The sequence below is a fragment of the Agrobacterium sp. 22-226-1 genome (assembly GCF_053522345.1).
The window spans coordinates 275,119-298,329 of record NZ_JBNWCP010000003.1 but is presented as its reverse complement, the minus strand read 5'-3'; the positions used below and the strand labels follow the sequence as shown (position 1 = coordinate 298,329).

The window sequence follows — 23,211 nt, the reverse complement described above, 5'->3', positions numbered from 1 at the left end:
CGCATCGTTTCGATTCGCGAATCTTGATGTTTCGATGCTGAGGGAGCGTCCCGGATGAGTATTGCGATCTGGATTATCGTTTTCGTGCTGCTTTCGGTCTTCGCTGTTTATGCCTGGCGCATGACGCGGGCGACGGATGAGGATAACAGTCATGATGTGGGGCAGGCGATCATGGATTTCGCCCGCGCCTTTCCCAACGAGGCGATCAGAAGCCTGCATATGACGGCGGATGGCGGCGCAGCCTTCGTGCGGCTGCACGACAACAAGGCCGGCTTCATGCGCAATATGGGATCGCATTATGTGTGCGTGATGATCGATCCCGAGCGCATCCGGGTCGAGAGTCTTGAAAGCGGCGACGGTTTCGTTGTCACCTTTTTCGACATGCCGAAATATAGCGGCTCATACCGGTTCAAATCGGCCGGAGAGGCGGCCGAGGTTTCCCTCTGGCTGCTCGGCAGTCTCGTGGAGGCGCAGGACCATCACGACGAAGGCCCGCTGCCCTCGAACGGTTGAGGCACATCAGGTGTCGGCTGTCACTGCCCGTCAAGCGGCGGGTTCGCACCGGCCTGCTGGCGCTCGCGCCAGATGATGAACAGGCCGGATGCGACGATGATGAGGATGCCGAGCCATTTCGACGGCGTCGGGAAATCCGAAAACAGCGCATAACCGAGGATCGTCGCCGAGATGATCTCGAAATACTGGAACGGCGCCAGCAGAGAGAGCGGCGCCAGCCGGAAGGCCCTGACGATCAGCAGGTGCATGTAGCCGGATATCGATCCCAACAATACGAGAAGGGCAAGTGCGAAGCCGGATTGCGGAAGGGAAACGGCAAAATCCTTGTCGCCCAGCGCATCGCCGGCGAAAAGTGCGGCCCCCATGAACACGGTTCCCGCAATGCCCGACATTGTCTGCATGACCAGCGGGCTGTCGGCATCGCCGATGGCGCGGTTCAGGAAAAGGTAGAGCGTATAAAGAAAGGCGCAGGCGACCGGCAGGAGCGATGTCCAGCCGAAGATTTCGAAACTCGGCTGAATGACGATCAGCGCGCCGCCGAACCCGACCGCAATCGCCGTCCAGCGCTTCCAGCCCACCTTGTCGCCGAGGAAGAGGGCCGACATCATCGTCAGCATGAAAGGCTCGACGAAATAGATCGCGAAGACATCGGCGAGCGGCATGTATTTGACGGCGGCGAAGAACATCAGGCTGGCCGAGGCGTGCAGGACGCCGCGCAGGCAGTTCATCCACGGCCGTCTGGCGCTGAACAGCGCCCTGGGTGACACCACGAGCAGCAGCGGCAGGGTGCAGAGCACCTGGAAAAAGAAGCGGTAGAAGGTCACCTGCGCCGGCGACATGCCGCCGCTCACTGCCATGTATTTGGCAATCGCATCCATGACCGGCAGCACCAGCATGCAACCCGCCATGATGGTCATGCCCTTGGCGATATCGTTGAAACCGGTCTGGCTGGTCATGGATCGGGGAGTCATGGGGCAGGCTGCGCTTTCGACCAAAAGGTCCAACGGGAGAGGGGACGCCCGCAAGGTCGCCCCCCTTCCGGGGTCAGGCGGCCTTCTGGCGCGGCAGGCTCTTCATATCAATGACGAAGCGATAACGCACATCGCTTTTTATCATGCGTTCATAAGCGTCGTTGATCTGATCGATATCGATCATCTCGATTTCGGCGGCGATGCCTTTTTCGGCGCAGAAATCCAGCATTTCCTGCGTCTCGGGAATGCCGCCGATCATCGAGCCGGCAAAGGTCTTGCGGCCGGGAATGAGGCTGAAGGCCATAACCGAGAGCGGTTTTTCCGGCGCGCCCACCTGCACCAGCGCGCCGTCACGTTTCAGCAGCGCCAGATAGGCGTTGATGTCATGGTCGGCGGCCACGGCGTCGATGATGAGATCGAGGCTCGAGGTGGCCTTCTTCATCTGCTCGGCATCGCGCGAGACGATCACCTCGTGGGCGCCGAGCTTTTTCGCGTCTTCCGCTTTGGCGGGCGACGTCGTGATCATCACGACCGTCGCGCCCATGGCATTGGCGAGCTTGACCGCCATATGGCCAAGACCGCCGAGACCGACGACGCCGACACGCTTGCCGGGGCCGGCGTTCCAGTGGCGCAGCGGTGAATAGGTGGTTATACCCGCGCAGAGCAGGGGTGCTGCCGCCGCCGGATCGAGGCCTTCGGGAATGTTGAGGACGTAACGGTCATCGACGACGACGTGGGCGGAATAACCGCCGAGCGTATGCGCTCCGCCGCCCATCGCTTTGTCGGGCGAATTATAGGTGCCGGTCATGCCGTTTTCGCAATATTGCTCCAGACCCTCGGCGCAGCTTGCGCATTCCCGGCAGCTATCGACGATACAGCCGACGCCGGCGCGGTCGCCCGCCTTGAACCGGGTGACCTGTGAGCCGACACGGCCGACGCGGCCGATGATTTCGTGGCCGGGAACGCAGGGATAGAGGGAGCCCGGCCATTCGCTGCGGGCCGTGTGGATATCGGAGTGGCAGACGCCACAGAATTCGATCTCGATTTCGACATCGCGCGGGCCGGGATCGCGACGCTTGATGGTCGCGAGCTTCATCGGCGAAGAACCGTCATCGCAGGCATAGGCGGACGTAGTGAACATGATCGTTCCTCCTCTTGTGGTGATCGATGCTGGAAACACCGGCCTGCGGCAAAGGTTGCGGTGGGATCAGCCGCTTGCGCCGGTTTCGGGCACTGCCTCGCCAAACACCTCCTCAAAGGCCTCGCGCAGCAGAACGTCGACGTCGCCGATCATAACCGGCAATCCAAGATCGACAAGGCTGGTGACGCCATAGGCGCTGATGCCGCAGGGAACGATGCCGGAAAAATGCGAGAGGTCTGGATCGACATTGATCGAAAGCCCGTGGAAGCTCACCCATTTGCGCAGCCTGATGCCAAGTGCCGCGATCTTGTCCTCGGCCATGCCGCCATCGGGAAGCAGCGGTTTTTCCGGACGCCGGACCCAGACGCCGACGCGGTCCTCGCGCCGCTCGCCACGCACATTCATCTTGTCGAGCGTGCGGATGATGACATCCTCCAGCGCCGCAACATAGGCGCGGACATCCTGCCGCCGCCGCTTCAGGTCGAGCATGACATAGACGACCCGCTGTCCGGGCCCGTGATAGGTATATTCACCGCCCCGACCCGTGGCGAAGACGGGGAAGCGCTCCGGCTCTATAAGATCCGCGGCATCGGCGCTGGTGCCGGCGGTATAGAGCGGCGGGTGTTCCAGAAGCCAGACGAGTTCGTCGGCCTCGCCGTTTGCAATGGCCGCGACTTCACGCTCCATTTCCTCAATCGCCTGCTCATAGGGGACGAGGCCTTCCGAGATTCGCCAGCGAACGGGCGGCGATCCGGCGGCGGGCAGCATGTTTGTCTCGATATCGGTGCGTGTGAGCATGAAAAAGTCCTTTCCACAGCCTTCTCGCAAAATGGCGACAAGGCCGCAACCCCAGCATTTCCGGGCTTCCTGCATATAGGATGGTGCGGTGCGATTTTTAATTTCAAAAAACTGTCACGACGCTCTTGTGCACCGAAAATCCTTTTGCTACATGCACCCCCGTCGGCGCAAGTCGACGCCTACCACGATGCGGTCGTGGCGGAATTGGTAGACGCGCAGCGTTGAGGTCGCTGTGGGGCAACCCGTGGAAGTTCGAGTCTTCTCGACCGCACCAAAGAAACCCGCTTCGGCGGGTTTTTTCTTTTTTAGCCAGTCGTTTAGCTTGCTCTCTGTTTTCTGTCCCCGGTTCGTTGGACCGTATTGGATGTGTCCCAAACCACACCAATCTGCTTTATCCCGCAGCCAGAGCGCCATGAATTAACGGCGGCAAATTATCGACCTGCCGCCGTTCGAATTGAATGGACGAGGTGGATCAGCGTCGGTTGCGCTGGCCGTCACCGACACGGTAGGGGTCACCATCCATGACCTGATCCATGCGCCACTCGTTTCCACGATATGGACTATGCCACGTCTGGCACCCGGCCAGAAAGACGGTTGCGGTCAGCAATCCGAAAGTGAGGGCGGCTCGCACCATATTGAACTCCTTCGACATGTCATCACAAGCCATGTAGGCGCAGGCAGGTGGTTTTGCGATGCCTCTTCGAAATTTATCGTCCATTTCGGAACCCTGGAGCACGTCCGGTCAAAACGGAATCGTGGGGCGTGCTCTATCACTTTGTTCTCGCATTCCCAGACGTAAGACCGCTACGCACTTTTACTGGAAATGCTCTAGCTGGATTCGGTCATCGTCAAATTTCGGTGGATATCGATGCACGCTGCAGTAGCCGTGCGGTTCCCCCCCACAAAAACGAGGGGTGGAATATTAGAGGTCCGATGTTAGCTTTTGTCAGGAAAATATGTCTGGGGGTTTTCGTGCAGGGGGACAAAACGGATTCAGACAATGCGCTTGGCTATTACATGTGGAGCATTTCCGATAACAGGCTGATCATGGATGCGGTCACCGCGGAATGTCATGGGTTTTCGGAGCCAGTTGCGTCGCGTGGGGTGACGATCGAGGAGATTCTCGAAAGAATCGATGTCGAGATGCGCGATCAGGTGGCGCAGGCCATTTTTGAGAGCATCACTACCGGTGTGTTTTTCGACCAGCGCTACAAGGTCAATCTGCCGGATGGGTCGGATCGGTGGATCGTGGCGAAGGGCAGGGCGATTTTTGATGCCGACAATACACCGTTTCTGGGTATTGGCAGCGTTCGGGATATTACCCTGAAAAAAACCTATCAGTTCGAGCCTCGGCAATAGCGACCGGACGGGGTGAAAACCGTGCATAAAAAGAGGCGGCTTTCGCCGCCTTTTTTCGTCTGCACCGTGCGGGGACATCAGAAGACGGCAAGATATTTCAGCAGCGAAATAATGCCGATGATGATGACGATCACCTGTGCGATCTGTTTCGCACCGCCGCCGACCGGCAGTCGCGCGATAAGCCACAAGACGAGCACAATCACCAGGAAGGTGATCAGAATGCTGACGAGCGTAGATGTAACCATATGTCCCAGCTCCCTTTTCAATCAATACTCAACGGTCGTTCACCGTTGCGTGAGTAAAAGCGCGAGGCTAATTTTGGTTCCATCGGGTGAAATCGCGGTGTGAGGTCGGGCATGAATCAGTTCAGGGTTAAAAAGCGGCCGACGGGCGCTGTCGTCACTCTTGGCCGTCTCGGGCATCCCGATGTCGTCACGGCCACCGGAGGCGCCCTGACGGTGGTGACGGCGGCCTCGGAGCCGGGTTTCAATCCGCTCGATCTTCTTTATTCGTCGCTGTCGGCCTGTCTGGCGCTCAGCGCCCGGATTGCGGCGAGCCGCATGGGCGTGCTCGACCGGTTCGAAAAGGTCACGGTGCATGTATCCGGCGAAAAGGCTGAGGAGGAGCCGTCGCGGATCGTGCGTTTCGATGTCCGGATCGAGATAAAGGGGGATTTCGATGAGGCCACGCGCGGCGCCATCGCCCATATGGCCGAGGATATCTGCACCGTCAGCAACACGCTGAAGGGCGATGCGGAATTTGCGCTGTCGATTACCGGCTGACCATCAGGATTTCCGGGATTTTTCCCATTTTTTCACCAGCCGGTCGCGCTTGAGCTTCGAGAGGCGCTTCAGCCAGAAAATGCCGTCCAACTGGTCGATCTCGTGCTGGATGCAGATGGCGTGAAATCCCTCGGCGGTCTGTCGGTGTTCGCCGCCGGCTATGTCCTGAAATCTCACCTCGATTTCGGCGGGCCGCTCCACCTCGTCGGTAAATCCCGGCATGGAGACGCTGCCCTCCATATGGCGCATGGTCTGCGTGGATTGGCTGACGACTTCAGGATTGATGTAGGTGAGCACGGTTCCCGGTGTCAGCTCCAGCACGAAAACGCGCTGTTTGACGCCGATATGGGCGGCGGTGATGCCGACGCCGGGTGCGGCGCGCATCGTGTCGATCAGGTCTGTCACCAGCTCCTGCAATTGCCCGTCGAAAGCCGTGACCGGCGCGCAGATTTCGGACAAACCGGGATGGGGGTAGGGCAGGATCGGCCTGATTGCCAAGGAATGCTCCGTTCGTTTCAAATCCGCAGGGACGCCGCCGCAAGGGCCTGTCCTTCTTCGGTTGCCTCCAGAAAGCTGCGCTGGGTGCGGGCATCGCGTTTTGTCACCCGCACGAAACGTGGCGACAGGGCAGTGATTTCGCGCAGAATGAGGGCGTGCGCAAGCCCCAGCCGGTTGGCGATGCTGCGGCTGTCAGCGGCGATGTTCAGATAAACCGAAAGAAGGATCGCTGCACCCGTGCCGGTCAGCGCCTGTGAGGCGCTTTCCTGAACCCGCTCCACCGCCGCCATGAACGCCGCAGTGGATTGCTCCTCTTCCATCAGGAGGCATCCCGGCGCAGGCGAACGGAGACGAGCACCGATTTCGATGTCGGCGTGAAACTGCCTTCGCCATAGCTCGACAGCGGCACCAGCACGTTCAGTTCCGGATAATAACCGCCGACGCTGCCCTGCGGGATATTATAGGGCACCAGCCGGAAATTCTTTGCGATGCGTTCCACGCCGTCGCCATATTCACCGATGACATCGACGCGCTGGCGGGAATGGGCGCCGAGCGCTTCCATGTCCTTCGGGTTCATGAAGATGACGTGGCGCTCGCCATAGACACCGCGATAACGGTCATCCATGCCGTAGATCGTGGTGTTGTATTGATCGTGGCTGCGGAAGGTCTGCAATACGAACAGGTCATCGCGCGTGAGCGCCTGCTGGTGTTCGGTCTGTTCGGGCAGCGGACCGCTATAGAAGGTGGCCTTTTTCGCCGGTGTGTTCCATTCCCGTTCGGCCGCCGCATTGCGCAGATGAAAACCGCGCGGCACGCGGACGCGCTCGTTGAAATTATCGAAACCGGGAATCACCCGCTCGATCATGTCGCGGATGAGATCGTAATCATCGGCAAGCGCCTTCCAGTCGACATGGGCATTGCCAAGCGTCGCCTCGGCGATGCCGGCGACGATGGCGACTTCCGAACGCAGCTCATCCGAGGCCGGCGGATTGATGCCGCCGGAACCGTGCACCATGCTCATGGAATCCTCCACCGTGACGATCTGCGAGCGGCCGGCCGAATTGCGGTCGATTTCCGTTCTGCCGAGACAGGGCAGCACGAAGGAGGTTTCGCCCGGCACCAGATGCGAATGGTTGAGCTTGGTGGCGATGTTGACGGTCAGCTTCTGCTTTTCGAAAGCCTTGACGATCAGCGGGCTGTCGGGCGTTGCGCGCATGAAATTACCGCCGAGCGCGATGAAAGTCTGAGCCTCGCCGTCCAGCATCGCAGCGACGGCTTCGACGGTATTGTGGCCGGGCTTGCGCGGCATGGGGACGCCGAGTTCCTTTTCCAGCGCGTCGAGAAGCGCTGGCGGGGCCTTTTCGTCGATACCGACGGTGCGGTCCCCCTGCACGTTGGAATGGCCGCGCACCGGGCAAAGGCCGGCGCCCGGACGGCCGACATTGCCGCGCAGCAGCATGAAATTGGTGATCTCGCGAACGATGATGACCGAATGCTTGTGCTGGGTGACGCCCATGGCCCAGGTGGCGATGACGGAACCGGCATTCATGTAGATACGGGCGGCTTCCTCGATCTCCGCGCGGGTGAGGCCGGACTGGTCGAGAATGTTTTCCCAGCTCGTCGCTTCGACGGCGGCGCGATAGGCCTCGAACTCCGCCGCATGTTCGGCGATGAAGTCGTAATCGATGATGGCGGGTTCGCCCGCCGCCCTTGCGGCATCGTCGGCGGCGAAGACCGCCTTGCTCATGCCGCGCACGGCCGCCATGTCGCCGCCCTGGCGCGGCTGGTAATAATTGGTGGCGATGCGGGTGCTGCTGCCGGTAATCATCTCCACCTTGTCCTGCGGGTCGGCAAAGCGCTCCAGACCCTTTTCGCGGATGGGGTTGAAGACGGCGATGCGGGCGCCGCGAAGGGCGGCGCGGCGCAGGTCGCCCAACATGCGGGGATGGTTGGTGCCGGGATTTTGCCCGATGACGAAAATGGCGTCCGTCTGCTCGAAATCCTCAAGCAGCACGGTGCCCTTGCCGACGCCGATCGAAGCCTTCAGGCCGACGCCGCTCGCTTCGTGGCACATGTTGGAACAGTCGGGGAAATTGTTGGTGCCGTAAAGCCGGACCATCAGCTGATAGAGGAAGGCCGCCTCGTTGGAGGCGCGGCCGGAGGTATAGAACTCCGCCCGGTCCGGGCTGTCGAGACTGTTGAGGATGCGGCCGATTTCGGCGAAGGCATCGTCCCAGGAGACGGGCAGATATCTGTCGCTCGCCCGGTCATAACGCATGGGATGGGTGAGGCGGCCCTGTTTCTCCAGATCGTAGTCGGACCAGCCGCGCAGTTCCGAGACGGTGCGGCTGGCGAAGAAGTCCGGCGGCACCCGGGCTTCCGTTGCCTCCCATGACACCGCCTTGACGCCGTTTTCGCAGAACTCGAAAGAGGAGCCATGTTCCGGGTCGCCCCAGGCGCAGCCCGGGCAATCGAATCCATCCGGCTGGTTGGTCCTCAAAAGCGTGCGGGCGCCGGAAATCGGGGCGCCGGATTCGAGAAGGCGTTTGCCGACGCTTTTGAGGGCGCCCCAGCCGCCTGCGGCTGTCGATGCCTTGCCTATGAAGTCCGTCTTGCTCATGGTCCTGATTCCCGGAATCTGTCTTTTCGTGCCCGCCTGTCGGCGTTTGCCGTTTGTCAAATGCCTATCCAGAAGCGCCGTTCCACGCTGCCTGTCAATGTCTTAATTGTGCATTGCGGCGAAACCTTTGTTCGCCCGTTCGACATTTGAAACGGGAACGGCGTAAAGGGGGTGGGCGTTGTCGCAAAACAAGCTGCAAAGCCTGGTTAAACATGCCTATAGCCGCTGGCCGTGGCTAAGCCTGCGAACCGGAAGAGGAATGTTGAATGGATTTTTCGCCGCAGCCGGAGAGCTTGTTTATTTGCCGCTATCCGGTTGTTGACAATATACCTTTTAACGCCATTCTGCCTGCGCATACGTGCACTGCGGCATTTGAATACAAGGGGACGCCAGATGACAGACCGTGACGACGATCCTGTCGCGCCCGAGGACATGAAGCCTGCGGAAGCGCCCTCCGATATTTACGCAGAAGACGGGTCCGTCCGCTCGGATTTTCTGACGATGGTGGGCGCGGCGATCGCTGACCGCGATCTGCTTTTCCTGCGCAAGAACGTGGCGCGGCTGCACGAATCCGAACTCGGCGACCTGCTGGAATCCATCCTGCCTGAACAGCGCCATGCGCTGGTGCGCCTTCTCGGTTCCGACTTCGACATGACGGCGCTGACCGAGGTGGATGAGGGCATCCGCCTCGATATCGTCGACCAGATGTCGAACGAGCAGATCGCCGCCGGTATCGGCGAACTGGATTCGGACGACGCGGTCTATATTCTCGAGGACCTCGACGACGAGGACCGCGAGGATATTCTCTCGCAACTGCCGTTCACCGAACGTGTGAGGCTGATGCGGGCTCTGGATTATCCGGAAAGCTCGGCCGGCCGCCGCATGCAGACGGAATTCGTGGCCGTGCCGCCGTTCTGGACCGTGGGGCAGACCATCGATTATCTGCGCGAGGAGGAGGAGCTACCGGATTCCTTCACGCAGATCTTCGTCATCGACCCCACCTTCAAGCTGGTCGGCGCGCTCGATCTCGACAAGGTGCTGCGCGCCAAGCGTCAGGTGAAGATCGAAACGATCATGCACGAGACCAACCACTCCATTCCGGCGGAAATGGACCAGGAAGAGGCCGCGCAGCTTTTCGAGCAATACGACCTTCTCTCCGCCGCCGTGGTCGACGACAACGGTCGACTGGTGGGCGTGCTGACCATCGATGACGTGGTGGACGTCATTCAGGAAGAGGCCGAAGAGGATCTGCTGCGCCTTGGCGGTGTCGGTGACGAAGAACTGTCAGACTCGATTGCCAGCACGTCCCGTTCACGCGTGCCCTGGCTTGCGGTCAATCTCATCACCGCCTTTCTCTCCGCCTCCGTCATCAGCCTGTTCGATGCGACGATCCAGCAGATCGTCGCGCTGGCGATCCTGATGCCGGCGGTGGCCGGCATGGGCGGCAATGCCGGATCGCAGACCATGACGGTGTCGGTGCGGGCACTTGCCACCAAAAGCCTCGATATTCACAACGCCGCGCGCATCATCCGGCGTGAGGCGGGTGTGGGTATCCTGAACGGCATGCTGTTCGGTTGCGCCATCGGCATTGTTGCCGGTATCTGGTTTCAGGATATCCATATCGGCGGTATCATCGCCACGGCCATGTGTCTCAACATGCTGGCGGCGGCGCTGGCGGGCATTCTCATTCCGCTGGTGCTCGACAAGTTCGGGGCGGACCCGGCGGTCTCTTCGGCGGTCTTCGTCACGGCGGTCACCGATATTGTCGGCTTTTTCGCCTTTCTGGGGATTGCGACCTGGTGGTACGGTATTTCCGGGTAGGGCCGGGCGGGCGAAAATTGACTTTTACGTGAAGGTCAAATAACATCATCCGGTTATGAATCGGATAGGCCCTTGGACAAGTATTATAGCATAACCGAACTGACACGCGAATTCGGTGTTTCCACCCGTACCTTGAGATTTTACGAGGACGAGGGGCTGATTCACCCTGAGCGTCGCGGGCGCACACGGCTTTTCAGGGCTGCGGACCGCCGCCTTATTCAGGAAATCCTGCGCGGCCGCCGTATCGGTTTCACGATCTCCGAAATTCGCGAAATCATCCACGTCTACAAGGAACCGCCGGGCGAATCGGGCCAGTTGGTGCTTCTGATGAAGAAGGTCGATGAAAAGCGCGCCGAGCTTCGGCAAAAACGCAAGGACATCGAAGAGACGCTGGCGGAACTCGACAATGTCGAAGAAGCCTGTCTGACGCGGCTTGCCGAAATCGGCGTGGGGACGTGAACGAAATTTCGGGCCTCTCCCGAGGATGACGCCGAGTGCGGATGGGAACGTTCGAAAACGTCGGCTCGATTTGACCCACTCGTACCTACTGCGCCTCAACCGTGCACTGTTGCGCCACCTCGCTGACCTTCGTCTGCTGATCCGCGCTGAGCTTGCCTTCCATCATCGTGTCGAACAGGCTTTCCGCCTGCAGCTTCTCCAGCGTGCAGCCGCAGAAACGCTGGCACAGTTCCAGCCCGTTCGCCTGCTCGACGCAGCTCTTTTCACAGCTCGATTTGTAAAGCTCGACCTGATCGACAGGCGGGGGCGGGGCGATGAGTGACAGCGTGTAGACGAGGCCGATCAGCACCGGCTGGTGGATGAGGTAAAAGGCAAGGCTGTGACGGCCGGCGCCTGCGATCAGGTTGCGAGGCGAACTCGGGCTTCGAAAGCGGTCGAGCCAGTCGCGTGGTGTAACGAATTGCGACACCGCAAGTCCGGCGAGGAAGGGCGCGAGCCAGGGCAGCAGCGGCACATAATCGTTCGAGCGGGGCGGCATGGTGGAAAAACCGACCCAGGCCAGCCATTTTGCGTTGAACAGTTCCGATTGCAGATAGTGCGGCAGGATGAAAGCGATCGCTGCAAAAAGCAGCGTTACGGCCGCGGGTGCTCGCAGGAACAGCAGCCCGACAAGGCTTGCGGCGGCGATATTGTGCAATATGCCGAAGAAGATGAAGCTGTCCGGAAAGGCGAAATAGGTGGCGACGGTAATGAGCAGCGCCGAGCCGGCCACCATCGCAAAACGCTTGCCGAAGGACGGCCAGTTCACGCCCTTGCCATGGGCGAGAAACAGGCTGAAACCGGCCAGAAACAGGAATGAGCTGGCGATGCCCCGCGCATAGAGTTTCCACAGGCCTGTCGTCGCCGTACCGGGTTCGAGATAGCCGAAATATTCCAGATTCCACGTGAAGTGGTAGGACGCCATGGCGATGAGGGCCAGCCCGCGCAGGGTGTCGAGACCGCCTATGCGGCCTTTGCGGCGGTTTTCGTTTGCGGCTGCGTTCGTGTCCATGGTTTCCGTTTTTCAAGCTTTCGGGGAGGCCGGTATCACGCTGGGCTTGGCCCTTGAAGTGCGGCTATTTCAAGGCCTGTTTTCTTCCATGATGGCGCGTCGCGCTTCGGAAAAGAACTGGCGGCGTAGCAGCGCCACGATGATGATGACCGTGCTGGCGATGAAGACATAGGGGCTGATGAACCAGCCGAGATAACCGATGGACAGAAAGATGGTCCGCAGCCCGTCGTTGAAGTTCTTAGCAGCGATGATGTTCATCTTTATGACGTTTTCGGCCGCCCGCTCCGCCGCCTCGCGATCGGCGCCGACATCGTGGACCATGGGAATGGCGCCGAACAGGATCGTGCAATAGTTGAACAGGCGGTAGGACCAGCCGAACTTGAAGAAGGAATAACCGAAAAGACAGGTCAGGCCGATGACCTTCAGTTCGAAGGCCGTGCGCCCGGCGTAATGCACGAAAGGCATGTCGCGAAACACCGATTCGACCTGTTCGGTCGCGCCCAGAAGGGCGAAACATCCGCCGATGGCGAAGATGGAGGTGGAAGCGAAAAAGGCTGTGCCGTTCTGCAGGCCGGCCATGATCTGCGTATCGATCATCTTCAGGTCGCGCTTCAGCGAATTCATGATCCAGTCTCGCCGACGCTCGGCCATGGCCTGATTGAGGCTGGCTCTCGAAAACAGCCGCGTTCCCGTCGTGACATGGGTATAGACCGCCCATAACAGGATGAAAACGACGATCGAGATATAGTCCATGACGGTCATCACGGGCAGGCCACCTTGCTGTTTGCGAATCTTCGAAAGCATATTGATTTGAAGGCCATGGCAAGGCAATGGCGGCGGCTGCCGTCACTCCATATTCTCCTTTGGCGTTGCGGTTTCATCAATCGGTTTTTCGCTAACTTTCCGGTAACCAAGTCGCTTTATCAATCCAGTCGCGGACGACAGGTCTGCCGGTTCCGGATTAAGGTTTTGCGTCCCGGTTCCGCCTGATTTTTGGCTAACGGCAGGGACCGATTGACAGGATGGCCGTTCGCACCTAGCCTTTCATCAGGACCGGTGTTTCCGGTATCCGGAGTCGCCAAGGCTGATATGCCCCGCATCCTGCTGGCAGGTCTTGTTTTCTCCGGCCCGGGATCAGCGGCAGTCCGGCATGAGCAACCGGGGGACGCCTTTTTCTACGAATCGTTCCCTTCATGTCTGCCTGTCCCTGGCTTGCGACACGGCGAAGATGCCGGTCCGCTTCATTCTCTTCCTTCAGGTTTTAGATGACAGATAAAAACCGCTCCGTTTTCATTCTTGGCGGCGCGCGCTCCGGCAAGTCCCGTTTTGCGGAGGAGCTTGCGGGCAAGTCCGGTGGAAGCCTGCATTATCTGGCCACCGGCCGGGCATGGGATGACGAGATGCGCGACCGCATCGTCCATCATCAGGCGCGGCGCGGCGGCGAATGGACCACGCATGAAGCGCCCGTCGATATTGCCGCTGCGCTGGAGCAGCTTGACGCGCCGGAAAATGTCGTTCTCATCGATTGCCTCACCCTGTGGCTCACCAATCTGATGATGGAGAATGCCGATATCGAGGCCGCCTTTGCGGCGCTTGAGGCGGCGATTGTATCGGCTCGGGCGAGGCTGATTTTCGTCTCCAACGAAGTCGGTCTCGGCATCGTCCCGGAAAACCGCATGGCGCGGGAATTTCGCGATCACGCCGGCCGCCTGCATCAGCGAATCGCCGCCATTGTCGGTGAGGTCTATTTTGTCGCCGCCGGTCTGCCCCTGAAGATGAAGGGCTGAAACGGCACCTTCAAAAGCAGGGCCGACATAGGCGCGCACTTTTGCTCTTACGCAAATTCCCCCCATAAAGCCGCGCCCTGTTTTACCGGGGCTGCGACAGCTTTGCTTTCTTGATCTGGATCAAGGTGGCGTTCCCCTGCCGGTGGCAATGCTCCAACCGACGCAAAGGCGCGTTTCCGCTCTCCCAGGCGCGTGCCGTGCCTTTCGTCGGTCGGCTTGCACGTTGGGGGAAACCAACAATGAATTACACGTTAGAAACCGCGATCGTGGCGCTCGGCGCCTTTCTCGCGTTGCTTGGGGCAGCATTTGCCCATGACAGTCTTTTCGCCGCCCATATGTGGGTGCTGTTCTTTACGCTTCTGGTCAGCACGGTGCTTCTGCTGCGCCGTGTCTCCTTCGCGCCTGTCGATTCAGCCGCGCGTGCCCGCCTCAAGTCGGAATATTTCGACGAGGTGGTGAAATACGGCGTCATCGCCACCGTGTTCTGGGGTGTCGTCGGCTTTCTGGTCGGCGTCGTGGTGGCGCTTCAGCTCGCTTTTCCCGATCTCAATATCGCGCCCTATTTCAATTTCGGCCGGATGCGGCCGCTGCACACATCGGCGGTGATCTTCGCTTTCGGGGGAAATGCGCTGATCGCCACCTCCTTTTACGTGGTGCAGAGGACCTGTCGGGCGCGCCTGTTCGGCGGCAATCTCGGCTGGTTCGTGTTCTGGGGCTACAACCTCTTCATCGTCATGGCCGCCACCGGCTATCTGCTCGGCATCACGCAGGGCCGCGAATATGCGGAGCCGGAATGGTATGTAGACATCTGGCTGACCATCGTATGGGTCGCCTATCTGCTTGTGTTCCTCGGTACGATCCTCACGCGCAAGGAGCCGCATATCTATGTGGCGAACTGGTTCTATCTGAGTTTCATCGTCACCATCGCCATGCTGCATATCGTCAATAATCTGGCGGTGCCGGTGTCCTTCCTCGGGATCAAGAGCTATTCGGCCTTTTCGGGCGTACAGGACGCGCTGACGCAATGGTGGTACGGCCATAACGCCGTCGGCTTCTTCCTGACGGCCGGCTTCCTTGGCATGATGTACTACTTCATCCCGAAGCAGGTGAACCGTCCGGTCTATTCTTACCGCCTGTCGATCATCCACTTCTGGGCGCTGATCTTCATGTATATCTGGGCCGGTCCGCACCACCTGCACTATACCGCGCTGCCGGACTGGGCGCAGACGCTCGGCATGGTGTTCTCTGTCATGCTGTGGATGCCCTCGTGGGGCGGCATGATCAACGGTCTGATGACGCTTTCGGGCGCATGGGACAAGATCCGTACCGATCCCGTCGTGCGCATGATGGTGATGGCGGTTGCCTTTTACGGCATGGCGACCTTCGAAGGCCCGATGATGTCGATCAAGGCCGTCAACTCGCTCAGCCACTATACCGACTGGACCATCGGCCATGTTCATTCCGGCGCACTCGGCTGGAACGGCATGATCACTTTCGGCGCGATCTATTACCTGACGCCGAAACTCTGGGGCAGGGAGCGTCTTTACAGCCTGCAACTGGTCAACTGGCACTTCTGGCTCGCCACGCTCGGCATCGTCGTTTACGCCGCCGTCATGTGGGTCGCCGGCATCCAGCAGGCGCTGATGTGGCGCGAATATGATGCCCAAGGCTTCCTCGTCTATTCCTTCGCGGAATCGGTCGCGGCGCTGTTCCCCTATTACGTGATGCGTGCATTGGGCGGCCTGATGTTCCTCAGCGGCGCGCTGATCATGGCCTACAACGTCACGATGACCATCCTCGGTCATCAACGCGAGGAGGGCGCCAGCAAAGGCGCGGCACCCTCGCTGCAGCCTGCTGAATAAGGAGCGGCCCCATGTCCATTCTTGACAAACACGCCGTCATCGAACGCAACGCGACGCTGCTTCTGGTCGGTTCCCTGCTGGTCGTCTCCATCGGCGGCATCGTTGAAATCGCACCGCTCTTTTATCTCGAAAACACCATCGAGAAGGTGGAGGGCATGCGACCCTACACGCCGCTGGAGCTGGCCGGGCGCAACATCTACATCCGCGAGGGATGTTATGTCTGCCACAGCCAGATGATCCGGCCGTTCCGCGACGAGGTGGAGCGTTACGGGCATTATAGCCTGGCGGCGGAATCCATGTACGACCACCCGTTCCAGTGGGGTTCCAAGCGCACGGGGCCTGACCTTGCGCGTGTCGGCGATCGTTATTCGAATGAATGGCACGTGCAGCATCTGGCCGATCCGCGTTCGGTGGTGCCGGAATCGATCATGCCCTCCTATGCGTTCCTGAAGACCACGCCGCTGAAGATCACCGACGTTTCCATGGAGCTGAAGGCCAACCGCGCCGTCGGTGTACCCTATAGCGACGAGATGATCGAAAAATCCGCCGCCGATCTTGCCGCCCAGGCCGATCCGAATGCGGATTCGTCGGAACTTCTGGCGCGTTATCCGAAGGCGAAGGTGGGCGATTTCGACGGCGATCCGGCCAAGCTTACCGAAATGGATGCGCTGGTCGCCTATCTGCAGATGCTCGGCACGCTGGTCGATTTCTCGACCTATGACGATGCCGCCGGATACCGGTGAGGAGGTTTAAGCCATGGAAACCTACACGGCCATGCGCCACTTCGCCGATAGCTGGGGCCTGCTTGCCATGACCCTGTTCTTTGCCGGCGTCGTCGTTTTCACCCTTCGCCCCGGCTCCAGACAAGCCGCGGACGATGCCGCCAGCATTCCGCTCAAGGAGGACTAGGATATGTCCGAAAAACACATTGATGACATCAGCGGCGTCGAAACCACCGGCCATGAATGGGACGGTATCCGCGAGCTGAACAATCCCATGCCGCGCTGGTGGGTCTGGACCTTCTATTTCACGATCCTCTGGGCCATCGGCTACACCATCGCCTATCCGGCATGGCCGCTGATCAATGGGGCGACGCAAGGGTTGCTCGGCTGGAACAGCCGTGGCGATATTGCCGCCGAAATTGCCGATGCAAAACAGTCGCAGAGCGTCTTTGTCGACAAGATCGCCAATTCGTCGCTTGCCGAAATTCAGGCCGACCCGACCCTGATGCAATTTGCCCTTTCCGGCGGCGCTGCCGCTTTCAAGGTCAATTGCATTCAGTGTCACGGTTCGGGCGCGGAAGGCGGGCAGGGTTATCCCAACCTCAACGATGACGACTGGATGTGGGGCGGCAGCGTCGACGACATCTATACGACGGTGAAGCACGGCATTCGTTTTGCCGACGATGCGGATACGCGTGCTTCGGAAATGCCGGCCTTTAGCGATATCCTCCAGTCGAATGAAATCCGCGAGGTTGCCGCCTATGTCGTCAGTCTCACCGGCACCCCCTCCAACCCGGCGCTGGTGGAGCCAGGCAAGCAGCTCTTTGCCGACAATTGCGCCTCCTGCCACGGGGAAGACGCCAAGGGCAATCGCGAATTCGGCGCGCCCAATCTTGCCGATGCGATCTGGCTGAAGTCGCAGGGCGAAGAGGGGATTGTCTCGCAGATACGTTCGCCCAAGCACGGGGTCATGCCCGCGTGGGGTGAGCGTCTCGGCGATACGACGGTCAAGCAGCTGGCGATTTTCGTGCATTCGCTTGGCGGGGGCGAGTGATAGCAAAGACAGGAAATGGAGAGGGCCGTGTCATGTCGCCCCGGATAGATGACAGCGGCCTGAAAGCTCTCTTCCGTCATGCTCGGGCCTGTCCCGAGCATCTGCAACGTCTCGATTTAATTGGACGTGATTAGATCCTTGGGTCAAGCCCAAGGATGACGTCGAGTGTAAAGAAGCTTTGCCATCACACTCAAAGGGCCGCTATGCGGCCCTTTTTTTATTTGTCCGACCAGACGGCCAGTTCATACCCGTCCGGATCGGTGAAATGGAAACGCCGGCCGCCGGGAAAGGCGAAGATTGCGACGCTGATCTGGCCGCCGGCGGCTTCGACGCGTCGCTGTACATCCTCGATATCGGCGGCGTAGAGAATGACGAGCGGCCCGCCCCTGGCCGAGACTGGCGCCGTGGTGGTGAAACCGCCGGTCAGCCGGCCATCGGAAAACTCGCAATATTGCGGACCGTAATCCTTGAAGGACCAGCCGAAGGCGCCGCCGTAAAACTCCTTGCTGCGCTCGATATCGGCGACGTTGAATTCGACATAGTCGATCCGACGGTCGTTCGTATTCGTGGTCATGCTTCCTCCATCAATCCTTTTCGAGCAGCGCCTTCAGCGTTTCGAGATCGGCCGTGATCGCTCTTGCATCCTGTTCGAAATCGTCGTCCGTCATGCCCTGAAGGCGAAGCAGGGTGAAACTCACCTCCGTGCCGCTGCCGTTCGGCGTTACCCGTAGCGCGTTATAAACCTTCACGCCATCCGGCAAGGTCACGACATGGTCGATGACGCCGAACTCGTTTGCGGGCGCGAAATTGACGCGCACTTCGCCAAGCGGCCCGCCCTCGGCGATCCAGTCCTCGCCGTCCGGTGTGAGGCCGCCCGCAAGGCCTGCGGCCCAGCGGGGCATGTTCTGCGGGTCGGAGGCGAAGTCGTAGACATGGCTCCAGGGTTTTTCGACCGACAGATGAATGATTCTCGACTGCATGACAGGCATTTCATCCTCCCTTGGCGGCGCGTTCCCATACTGCGCCACTTTGTCGTCACTTGATGTAAGTCAAGGATGTTTCACCGGGGAGATGGGAGAAAGCAAGGAGATAAAAACGGACTCCTATCATGAACATCTATCGCGCCGGACAGGACCGCCCGCAACAGCCTGTCGAAAGGCTGGAGGCGGAAGCCGTCAATTCCGCAAAAACGCGCAAACCGCTCTACGAAGCACGCAGGAAGATTTTTCCCAAGCGCGCCGAGGGGCGGTTCCGGCGGTTCAAATGGCTGGTGATGCTGGTCACGCTCGGCATTTATTATCTGACGCCGTTCCTGCGCTGGGATCGCGGTTCCTATGCGCCGGATCAGGCGGTGCTGATCGATATCGCCAACCGGCGCTTTTATTTCTTCTTCATCGAAATCTGGCCGCAGGAGTTCTTCTTCGTCGCCGGATTGCTGGTCATGGCCGGGCTTGGGCTGTTTCTCGTCACTTCCGCTGTCGGGCGTGCATGGTGCGGTTACACCTGTCCGCAGACCGTCTGGGTCGACCTGTTTCTGGTGGTCGAACGGGCGATAGAGGGCGACAGGAACGCGCGCATGAAACTGGATGCCGCGCCCTTCACATTCGGCAAATTGCGCAAGCGGGTGCTGAAACATGCGATCTGGCTGGTGATCGGCATTCTGACCGGCGGTGCATGGATTTTCTATTTTGCCGATGCGCCGACGCTGGCGATGCAGTTCATGACCGGGCAGGCGCCGATGATCGCCTATTCCACCGTCGCCATCCTCACCGCCACCACCTATGTCTTCGGCGGGCTGATGCGGGAACAGGTCTGCACCTATATGTGTCCCTGGCCGCGCATTCAGGCGGCGATGCTGGACGAGAATTCGCTTGTCGTCACCTATAATGACTGGCGCGGCGAACCGCGCTCGCGGCATGCCAAGAAGGCTGCGGCGGCAGGGGAGAGCATCGGTGATTGTGTCGATTGCAATGCCTGCGTCGCAGTCTGTCCCATGGGCATCGACATCAGGGACGGGCAGCAGCTGGAATGCATCACCTGCGCGCTCTGCATCGATGCCTGCGACGGGGTGATGGACAAGATCGGCAAGCCGCGCGGGCTGATCGCCTATGCGACGCTTTCCGAATACCAGTCCAACATGGCGCTGGCGACCGGCAATGGTGAGCATGCCATCCGCCCTGCCAATGTGCGCGAGGAGGACGGCAGCTTCAGGAAGAGCATCCGCCACTTCAACTGGCGCATCGTCTTCCGGCCGCGCACGCTGCTTTACACGGCCATCTGGTCGGCGGTCGGCATCGGCATGCTGTTTGCGCTGGTGACGCGGGAGCGGCTGGCGCTCAATGTCCTGCATGACCGCAATCCGCAATATGTGCTGGAATCGAACGGCTCCATTCGCAACGGCTATACGGTGCGCATTCTGAACATGGTGCCGCAACCGCGCATAATGAGCCTGACCATCGAGGGCATTCCGAATGCGGTGATGAAGATCAATGGCATGGCGGATACGGCCGCGCGCACCTTCGAGGTGACGGTGGAGCCGGACGAGGCGACGACGCTGAAGGTCTTCGTCACCCTGCCGGGCAAAGATGTCGCGCGGGCGGCGGAAAATTTCGAATTCATCGTCAGCGATACGGGCGGCCATGAGACGGCCCGCTACGATGCTGTCTTCAACGCTCCGGGAGTGAAAAAATGACCGTGAACAATCGCCAGACGTCCGGTTTCACGTTCACCGGCTGGCACATGCTGGGTGTCATGCTGCTGTTTTTCGGCACCGTCATCACCGTCAACATGGTGATGGCCTGGAACGCGGTCAACAGCTGGAGCGGGCTTGTCGTGCCCAATACCTATGTGGCCAGCCAGCAGTTCAACGCCAAGGCGGAAGCCGCCAAGGCAAGGGCTGCGACCGGTATCAAGGGCAAGCTTATCGTGGATGAAAAGACGGTGCGTTACGAGGTGTTTCATCCCAACACCGGCCCGGTCGACACCGATAAGGTGACGGCGCATTTTCGCCGGCCTGTCGGGGAACGCCAGAATTTCGACATGGAACTGACCCCGGTTTCCACCGGCGTCTTCACCGGACCGCATGACATGTTGCCGGGCCAATGGATAGTCGAGGTCACTGCCGCCAAGGATGGCAGGATCATCGTGCATGAGGGCACGCGGATTGCCGTCATCAGGGGGCGCAAATGAGCTGCTGCGCACCGGGAACGGAAGGTTCGCTACAGCTTGGCGAGCCGGTCAATCCGCCATCGTCGGAGGAGTTGCTGCTGGCGAGCCGCGATCTGGGGCAGGGATTGCGCCAGACCGATCTCAGTGTGCCGGATGTGTATTGCGGCGCCTGCATCGCCACCATCGAGACCGCGCTCGGCCGTCTGCGCCAAGTGGAGCGGGCGCGTGTGAACCTGTCGTCCAAACGCGTGGCGGTCGTCTGGAAAGAAGAAGTCGATGGCGTCAGGACCGATCCCGCCGAGATTGCCCGCGCCATTCTTGCGACGGGATATCGCACACATCTTTTCGCCAGCGGGCAGGATGCCTCGGACGCCTTGCGTTCGCAGCTGATCAGGGCGGTGGCGCTGTGCGGCTTTGCTTCTGCCAATATCATGCTTCTGTCCGTCTCCGTCTGGTCGGGGGCGGATGCTGCGACGCGCGACATGTTCCACTGGATTTCGGCGATGATCGCCGCGCCGGCGCTGATTTATGGCGGGCGTTTCTTCTATCAATCGGCCTGGAACGTGCTGAAACACGGCCGCACCAATATGGATGTGCCGATCGCGCTCGCCATCACGCTTTCCTATGCCGTTTCCCTGTGGGAGACGATCCATCACGGTGAACATGCCTGGTTCGATGCGACCGTCTCGCTGCTGTTCTTCCTGCTGATCGGCCGGACGCTTGACCATATCATGCGCGACAAAGCGCGCTCGGCCATTGCCGGGCTTGCCCGGCTATCACCGCGCGGGGCAACGGTGATCGGTGAGGATGGAACGCGGGAGTATCGGCCTCTTGCCGATATCCAGCCGGGAATGTCGATCACGATTGCGGCCGGGGACCGGGTGGCGGTGGACGCCCTGGTCGTCTCCGGCAGCAGCGATCTCGACATGTCCATCGTCAACGGTGAAAGCGCGCCGCGCCGCGTTACGGCAGGCGACAGCCTTCAGGCCGGCACGCTCAATCTCACCGGTTCGCTCACTGCGCGGGTGACGGCATCGGCGAAGGATTCCTTCCTTTCGGAAGTGATCGGGTTGATGGAGGCGGCCGAAGGCGGGCGGGCGCGTTACCGGCGCATTGCCGACCGCGCCGCGAGCTATTATTCGCCCGTGGTGCATCTTCTGGCGCTGGTCACGTTTCTCGGCTGGGGCATTTTCGGCGGCGACTGGAAACAGGCGATGTTGATTGCCATCGCGGTTCTCATCATCACCTGCCCCTGTGCGCTCGGCCTTGCCGTTCCCGTCGTGCAGGTGGTGGCCGCCGGAAGGCTGTTCCGGCACGGCATCATGGTCAAGGAAGGCTCGGCGATGGAGCGGCTGGCCGAAATCGACACCGTGCTGTTCGACAAGACCGGCACCCTGACCGTCGGAAAACCGAGATTGGTTGAGACCGGCGATATGAAGCCTGCCACCATGGCGATTGCGGCCGGGCTTGCCGCCCATTCGCGTCACCCCCTGTCGAAGGCCCTGCATGCGGCTTATAGCGGCGCTGTGCCGGCCTATGAGGCGGTGCGGGAAATTCCGGGCTCCGGCGTCGAGGCGGAGACGGAAGCCGGAACCTACCGGCTGGGCAATCGCCGTTTCGCATGCCCGGATGAGGTGAGCGTCGATAATGGCGATGCGCGGTCGGAAGTTGTGCTGTCCCTCGATGGCCGGCATCTGGCGAGCTTCGGTTTCGAGGACAATGCGCGCGCGGGTGCGGTTGCGGCATTGCGCAGCCTGTCGGTGCGGGGCCTGACACAGGAAATCGTTTCGGGTGACCGGGCCGCCGCCGTCAGCGCCATGGCGCAGCGGCTGGGGATCGGCAACTGGCGTGCCGATCTGTCGCCGAAGGACAAGGCGGCGCGCTGCGCCGAGCTTGCAGGCGAGGGGCGCAGGGTGCTGATGGTGGGAGACGGTATCAACGACGCGCCGGCGCTTGCCGCCGCGCATGTATCCATGGCACCCGCCACCGCCGCCGATATCGGCCGGCAGGCCGCCGATTTCGTGTTCATGCAGGAGGATCTCGATGCCGTGCCCTTCGCAATCGAGACATCGCAGCGGGCAGGAAGGCTGATCCGGCAGAACTTCGCGCTTGCCATCGGCTATAATATCATCGCCGTGCCGATTGCGATTGCCGGTTATGCGACGCCGATGATCGCGGCCATCGCCATGTCGACGTCCTCGCTGATCGTCGTCGCCAATGCGTTGCGGCTTGCCGGTACGGCTGAAACCGTCCGTCCTCAGAATGAAGCGAAGACCGGATTTGCAGGCGAGGGGGCGCAACTGGCATGAACATGCTGATCTATCTCATTCCCGTCGCGCTGTTTTTAGGCGCGCTTGGCCTTTTCGCCTTCCTCTGGTCAGTGCGCTCGGGCCAATATGAGGATATGGACGGGGCCGCCTGGCGGGCGCTGGATGATGGTGACGACCGGCCCCGACGATCATAAAAGGCGAGGCGGGCTTGCCGTTTTGAGCCGGCCTCGACCTGTCGCAAATATGCAAAGCTGATTTGCGTCATCAAAATTTAATCGTTTCAGTCGCCCCCAGCCTTGCCGTTTGTTCATTACAGTGCCACAACACGACCACCT

At 60.3% G+C, this 23,211-nt stretch carries 26 protein-coding genes and 1 tRNA gene; 15 read left to right on the top strand and 12 right to left on the bottom strand.

Features of this window, described 5'->3' with window-relative positions:
- Positions 1-54 precede the first annotated feature (54 nt).
- Positions 55-513: a hypothetical protein gene (locus tag ACQZ5K_RS07240; protein WP_003524973.1), complete on the top strand. Its 459-nt coding sequence runs from the start codon at positions 55-57 to the stop codon at positions 511-513.
- A gap of 20 nt (positions 514-533) precedes the next feature.
- Here the strand turns inward: ACQZ5K_RS07240 and ACQZ5K_RS07235 are convergent, their stop codons facing one another.
- The 3 genes from ACQZ5K_RS07235 to lipB all read right to left on the bottom strand — a co-directional run bounded on the left by ACQZ5K_RS07235 (position 534) and on the right by lipB (position 3,423).
- Positions 534-1,469, bottom strand: a complete 936-nt coding sequence (locus tag ACQZ5K_RS07235; RefSeq protein ID WP_003524974.1) for a DMT family transporter — start codon at positions 1,467-1,469, stop codon at positions 534-536.
- Between the two features lie 88 nt (positions 1,470-1,557).
- Positions 1,558-2,625 (bottom strand): NAD(P)-dependent alcohol dehydrogenase, encoded by a 1,068-nt coding sequence (locus ACQZ5K_RS07230; protein WP_448740005.1) that lies wholly within the window; start codon positions 2,623-2,625, stop codon positions 1,558-1,560.
- Between the two features lie 66 nt (positions 2,626-2,691).
- A complete protein-coding gene (gene lipB, locus ACQZ5K_RS07225) occupies positions 2,692-3,423 on the bottom strand; it encodes a lipoyl(octanoyl) transferase LipB (protein WP_120947647.1) in 732 nt (243 codons plus the stop codon).
- A 189-nt stretch (positions 3,424-3,612) separates the two neighbouring features.
- Between lipB and ACQZ5K_RS07220 the strand changes: the two genes are divergently transcribed.
- A tRNA-Leu gene (locus ACQZ5K_RS07220) sits at positions 3,613-3,697 on the top strand.
- A 198-nt stretch (positions 3,698-3,895) separates the two neighbouring features.
- Here ACQZ5K_RS07220 and ACQZ5K_RS07215 read toward each other — a convergent pair.
- Positions 3,896-4,057 carry a hypothetical protein gene (locus tag ACQZ5K_RS07215; RefSeq protein WP_078053104.1) on the bottom strand — a complete coding sequence of 54 codons (162 nt, stop codon included), beginning with the start codon at positions 4,055-4,057 and terminating at the stop codon, positions 3,896-3,898.
- A gap of 299 nt (positions 4,058-4,356) precedes the next feature.
- On the opposite strand from ACQZ5K_RS07215, the gene ACQZ5K_RS07210 reads away from it, so the two are divergent.
- Complete coding sequence (locus ACQZ5K_RS07210) at positions 4,357-4,782, top strand: PAS domain-containing protein (protein WP_003524978.1); 426 nt, start codon at positions 4,357-4,359, stop codon at positions 4,780-4,782.
- Between the two features lie 77 nt (positions 4,783-4,859).
- Here the strand turns inward: ACQZ5K_RS07210 and ACQZ5K_RS07205 are convergent, their stop codons facing one another.
- Entirely contained in the window at positions 4,860-5,027 is a 168-nt protein-coding gene (locus tag ACQZ5K_RS07205) for a Thivi_2564 family membrane protein (RefSeq protein ID WP_003502827.1), read from the bottom strand.
- A gap of 111 nt (positions 5,028-5,138) precedes the next feature.
- On the opposite strand from ACQZ5K_RS07205, the gene ACQZ5K_RS07200 reads away from it, so the two are divergent.
- Complete coding sequence (locus ACQZ5K_RS07200) at positions 5,139-5,564, top strand: OsmC family protein (RefSeq protein ID WP_269827694.1); 426 nt, start codon at positions 5,139-5,141, stop codon at positions 5,562-5,564.
- Between the two features lie 3 nt (positions 5,565-5,567).
- Here the strand turns inward: ACQZ5K_RS07200 and ACQZ5K_RS07195 are convergent, their stop codons facing one another.
- Genes ACQZ5K_RS07195 through ACQZ5K_RS07185 form a run of 3 tightly spaced genes read right to left on the bottom strand, consistent with a single transcriptional unit; the run spans position 5,568 to position 8,682 of the window.
- A complete protein-coding gene (locus tag ACQZ5K_RS07195; protein WP_448740004.1) occupies positions 5,568-6,062 on the bottom strand; it encodes a peptide deformylase in 495 nt (164 codons plus the stop codon).
- 17 nt (positions 6,063-6,079) lie between these two features.
- Positions 6,080-6,382 carry a hypothetical protein gene (locus ACQZ5K_RS07190; protein WP_448736854.1) on the bottom strand — a complete coding sequence of 101 codons (303 nt, stop codon included), beginning with the start codon at positions 6,380-6,382 and terminating at the stop codon, positions 6,080-6,082.
- The gene (locus ACQZ5K_RS07185) at positions 6,382-8,682 is read right to left on the bottom strand and encodes an FdhF/YdeP family oxidoreductase (protein ID WP_448740003.1); all 2,301 of its coding nucleotides are present in this window, start codon (positions 8,680-8,682) and stop codon (positions 6,382-6,384) included. The genes ACQZ5K_RS07190 and ACQZ5K_RS07185 overlap by 1 nt, the downstream gene beginning before the upstream one ends.
- A 393-nt stretch (positions 8,683-9,075) precedes the next feature.
- Between ACQZ5K_RS07185 and mgtE the strand changes: the two genes are divergently transcribed.
- Both mgtE and ACQZ5K_RS07175 read left to right on the top strand, forming a co-directional pair.
- The gene (gene mgtE / locus ACQZ5K_RS07180; RefSeq protein WP_003524988.1) at positions 9,076-10,503 is read left to right on the top strand and encodes a magnesium transporter; all 1,428 of its coding nucleotides are present in this window, start codon (positions 9,076-9,078) and stop codon (positions 10,501-10,503) included.
- Positions 10,504-10,575: 72 nt separating this feature from the next.
- Positions 10,576-10,962: a MerR family transcriptional regulator gene (locus tag ACQZ5K_RS07175; protein ID WP_003524989.1), complete on the top strand. Its 387-nt coding sequence runs from the start codon at positions 10,576-10,578 to the stop codon at positions 10,960-10,962.
- A gap of 85 nt (positions 10,963-11,047) precedes the next feature.
- On the opposite strand, the gene ACQZ5K_RS07170 is transcribed toward ACQZ5K_RS07175, so the two are convergent.
- Together ACQZ5K_RS07170 and ACQZ5K_RS07165 are read right to left on the bottom strand one after the other, a co-directional pair.
- A complete protein-coding gene (locus tag ACQZ5K_RS07170; protein WP_448740002.1) occupies positions 11,048-12,013 on the bottom strand; it encodes a heparan-alpha-glucosaminide N-acetyltransferase in 966 nt (321 codons plus the stop codon).
- 69 nt (positions 12,014-12,082) lie between these two features.
- Positions 12,083-12,775 carry a DUF599 domain-containing protein gene (locus ACQZ5K_RS07165; RefSeq protein ID WP_003524993.1) on the bottom strand — a complete coding sequence of 231 codons (693 nt, stop codon included), beginning with the start codon at positions 12,773-12,775 and terminating at the stop codon, positions 12,083-12,085.
- Positions 12,776-13,278: 503 nt separating this feature from the next.
- On the opposite strand from ACQZ5K_RS07165, the gene cobU reads away from it, so the two are divergent.
- The 5 genes from cobU (at position 13,279) to ccoP (ending at position 17,438) form a co-directional block, all read left to right on the top strand.
- Positions 13,279-13,800, top strand: a complete 522-nt coding sequence (gene cobU / locus ACQZ5K_RS07160) for a bifunctional adenosylcobinamide kinase/adenosylcobinamide-phosphate guanylyltransferase (RefSeq protein ID WP_448740001.1) — start codon at positions 13,279-13,281, stop codon at positions 13,798-13,800.
- Positions 13,801-14,039: 239 nt separating this feature from the next.
- Positions 14,040-15,662, top strand: coding sequence for a cytochrome-c oxidase, cbb3-type subunit I (gene ccoN / locus ACQZ5K_RS07155; RefSeq protein ID WP_142779226.1), 1,623 nt, complete (start codon positions 14,040-14,042; stop codon positions 15,660-15,662).
- Between the two features lie 11 nt (positions 15,663-15,673).
- Entirely contained in the window at positions 15,674-16,405 is a 732-nt protein-coding gene (gene ccoO / locus ACQZ5K_RS07150; RefSeq protein ID WP_448735008.1) for a cytochrome-c oxidase, cbb3-type subunit II, read from the top strand.
- A 13-nt stretch (positions 16,406-16,418) separates the two neighbouring features.
- Positions 16,419-16,571 (top strand): CcoQ/FixQ family Cbb3-type cytochrome c oxidase assembly chaperone, encoded by a 153-nt coding sequence (locus ACQZ5K_RS07145; RefSeq protein WP_003525003.1) that lies wholly within the window; start codon positions 16,419-16,421, stop codon positions 16,569-16,571.
- 3 nt (positions 16,572-16,574) lie between these two features.
- On the top strand, positions 16,575-17,438 hold the full coding sequence (gene ccoP, locus ACQZ5K_RS07140) for a cytochrome-c oxidase, cbb3-type subunit III (protein ID WP_020813187.1): 864 nt from the start codon (positions 16,575-16,577) through the stop codon (positions 17,436-17,438).
- 217 nt (positions 17,439-17,655) lie between these two features.
- Here the strand turns inward: ccoP and ACQZ5K_RS07135 are convergent, their stop codons facing one another.
- Together ACQZ5K_RS07135 and ACQZ5K_RS07130 are read right to left on the bottom strand one after the other, a co-directional pair.
- On the bottom strand, positions 17,656-18,012 hold the full coding sequence (locus ACQZ5K_RS07135) for a VOC family protein (protein ID WP_448740000.1): 357 nt from the start codon (positions 18,010-18,012) through the stop codon (positions 17,656-17,658).
- Positions 18,013-18,022: 10 nt separating this feature from the next.
- A complete protein-coding gene (locus ACQZ5K_RS07130; protein ID WP_448739999.1) occupies positions 18,023-18,427 on the bottom strand; it encodes an SRPBCC family protein in 405 nt (134 codons plus the stop codon).
- 119 nt (positions 18,428-18,546) lie between these two features.
- Between ACQZ5K_RS07130 and ccoG the strand changes: the two genes are divergently transcribed.
- From ccoG to ccoS, 4 genes are read left to right on the top strand one after another with little or no spacing between them, the layout of a single operon-like run.
- Positions 18,547-20,130: a cytochrome c oxidase accessory protein CcoG gene (gene ccoG, locus ACQZ5K_RS07125; protein ID WP_448739998.1), complete on the top strand. Its 1,584-nt coding sequence runs from the start codon at positions 18,547-18,549 to the stop codon at positions 20,128-20,130.
- A complete protein-coding gene (locus ACQZ5K_RS07120; protein ID WP_448739997.1) occupies positions 20,127-20,627 on the top strand; it encodes a FixH family protein in 501 nt (166 codons plus the stop codon). The genes ccoG and ACQZ5K_RS07120 overlap by 4 nt, the downstream gene beginning before the upstream one ends.
- Complete coding sequence (locus tag ACQZ5K_RS07115; protein ID WP_448739996.1) at positions 20,624-22,915, top strand: cation-translocating P-type ATPase; 2,292 nt, start codon at positions 20,624-20,626, stop codon at positions 22,913-22,915. Before ACQZ5K_RS07120 ends, ACQZ5K_RS07115 begins: the two co-directional genes overlap by 4 nt.
- Positions 22,912-23,070, top strand: coding sequence for a cbb3-type cytochrome oxidase assembly protein CcoS (gene ccoS, locus ACQZ5K_RS07110; protein ID WP_003502794.1), 159 nt, complete (start codon positions 22,912-22,914; stop codon positions 23,068-23,070). The genes ACQZ5K_RS07115 and ccoS overlap by 4 nt, the downstream gene beginning before the upstream one ends.
- Positions 23,071-23,211 lie beyond the last annotated feature (141 nt).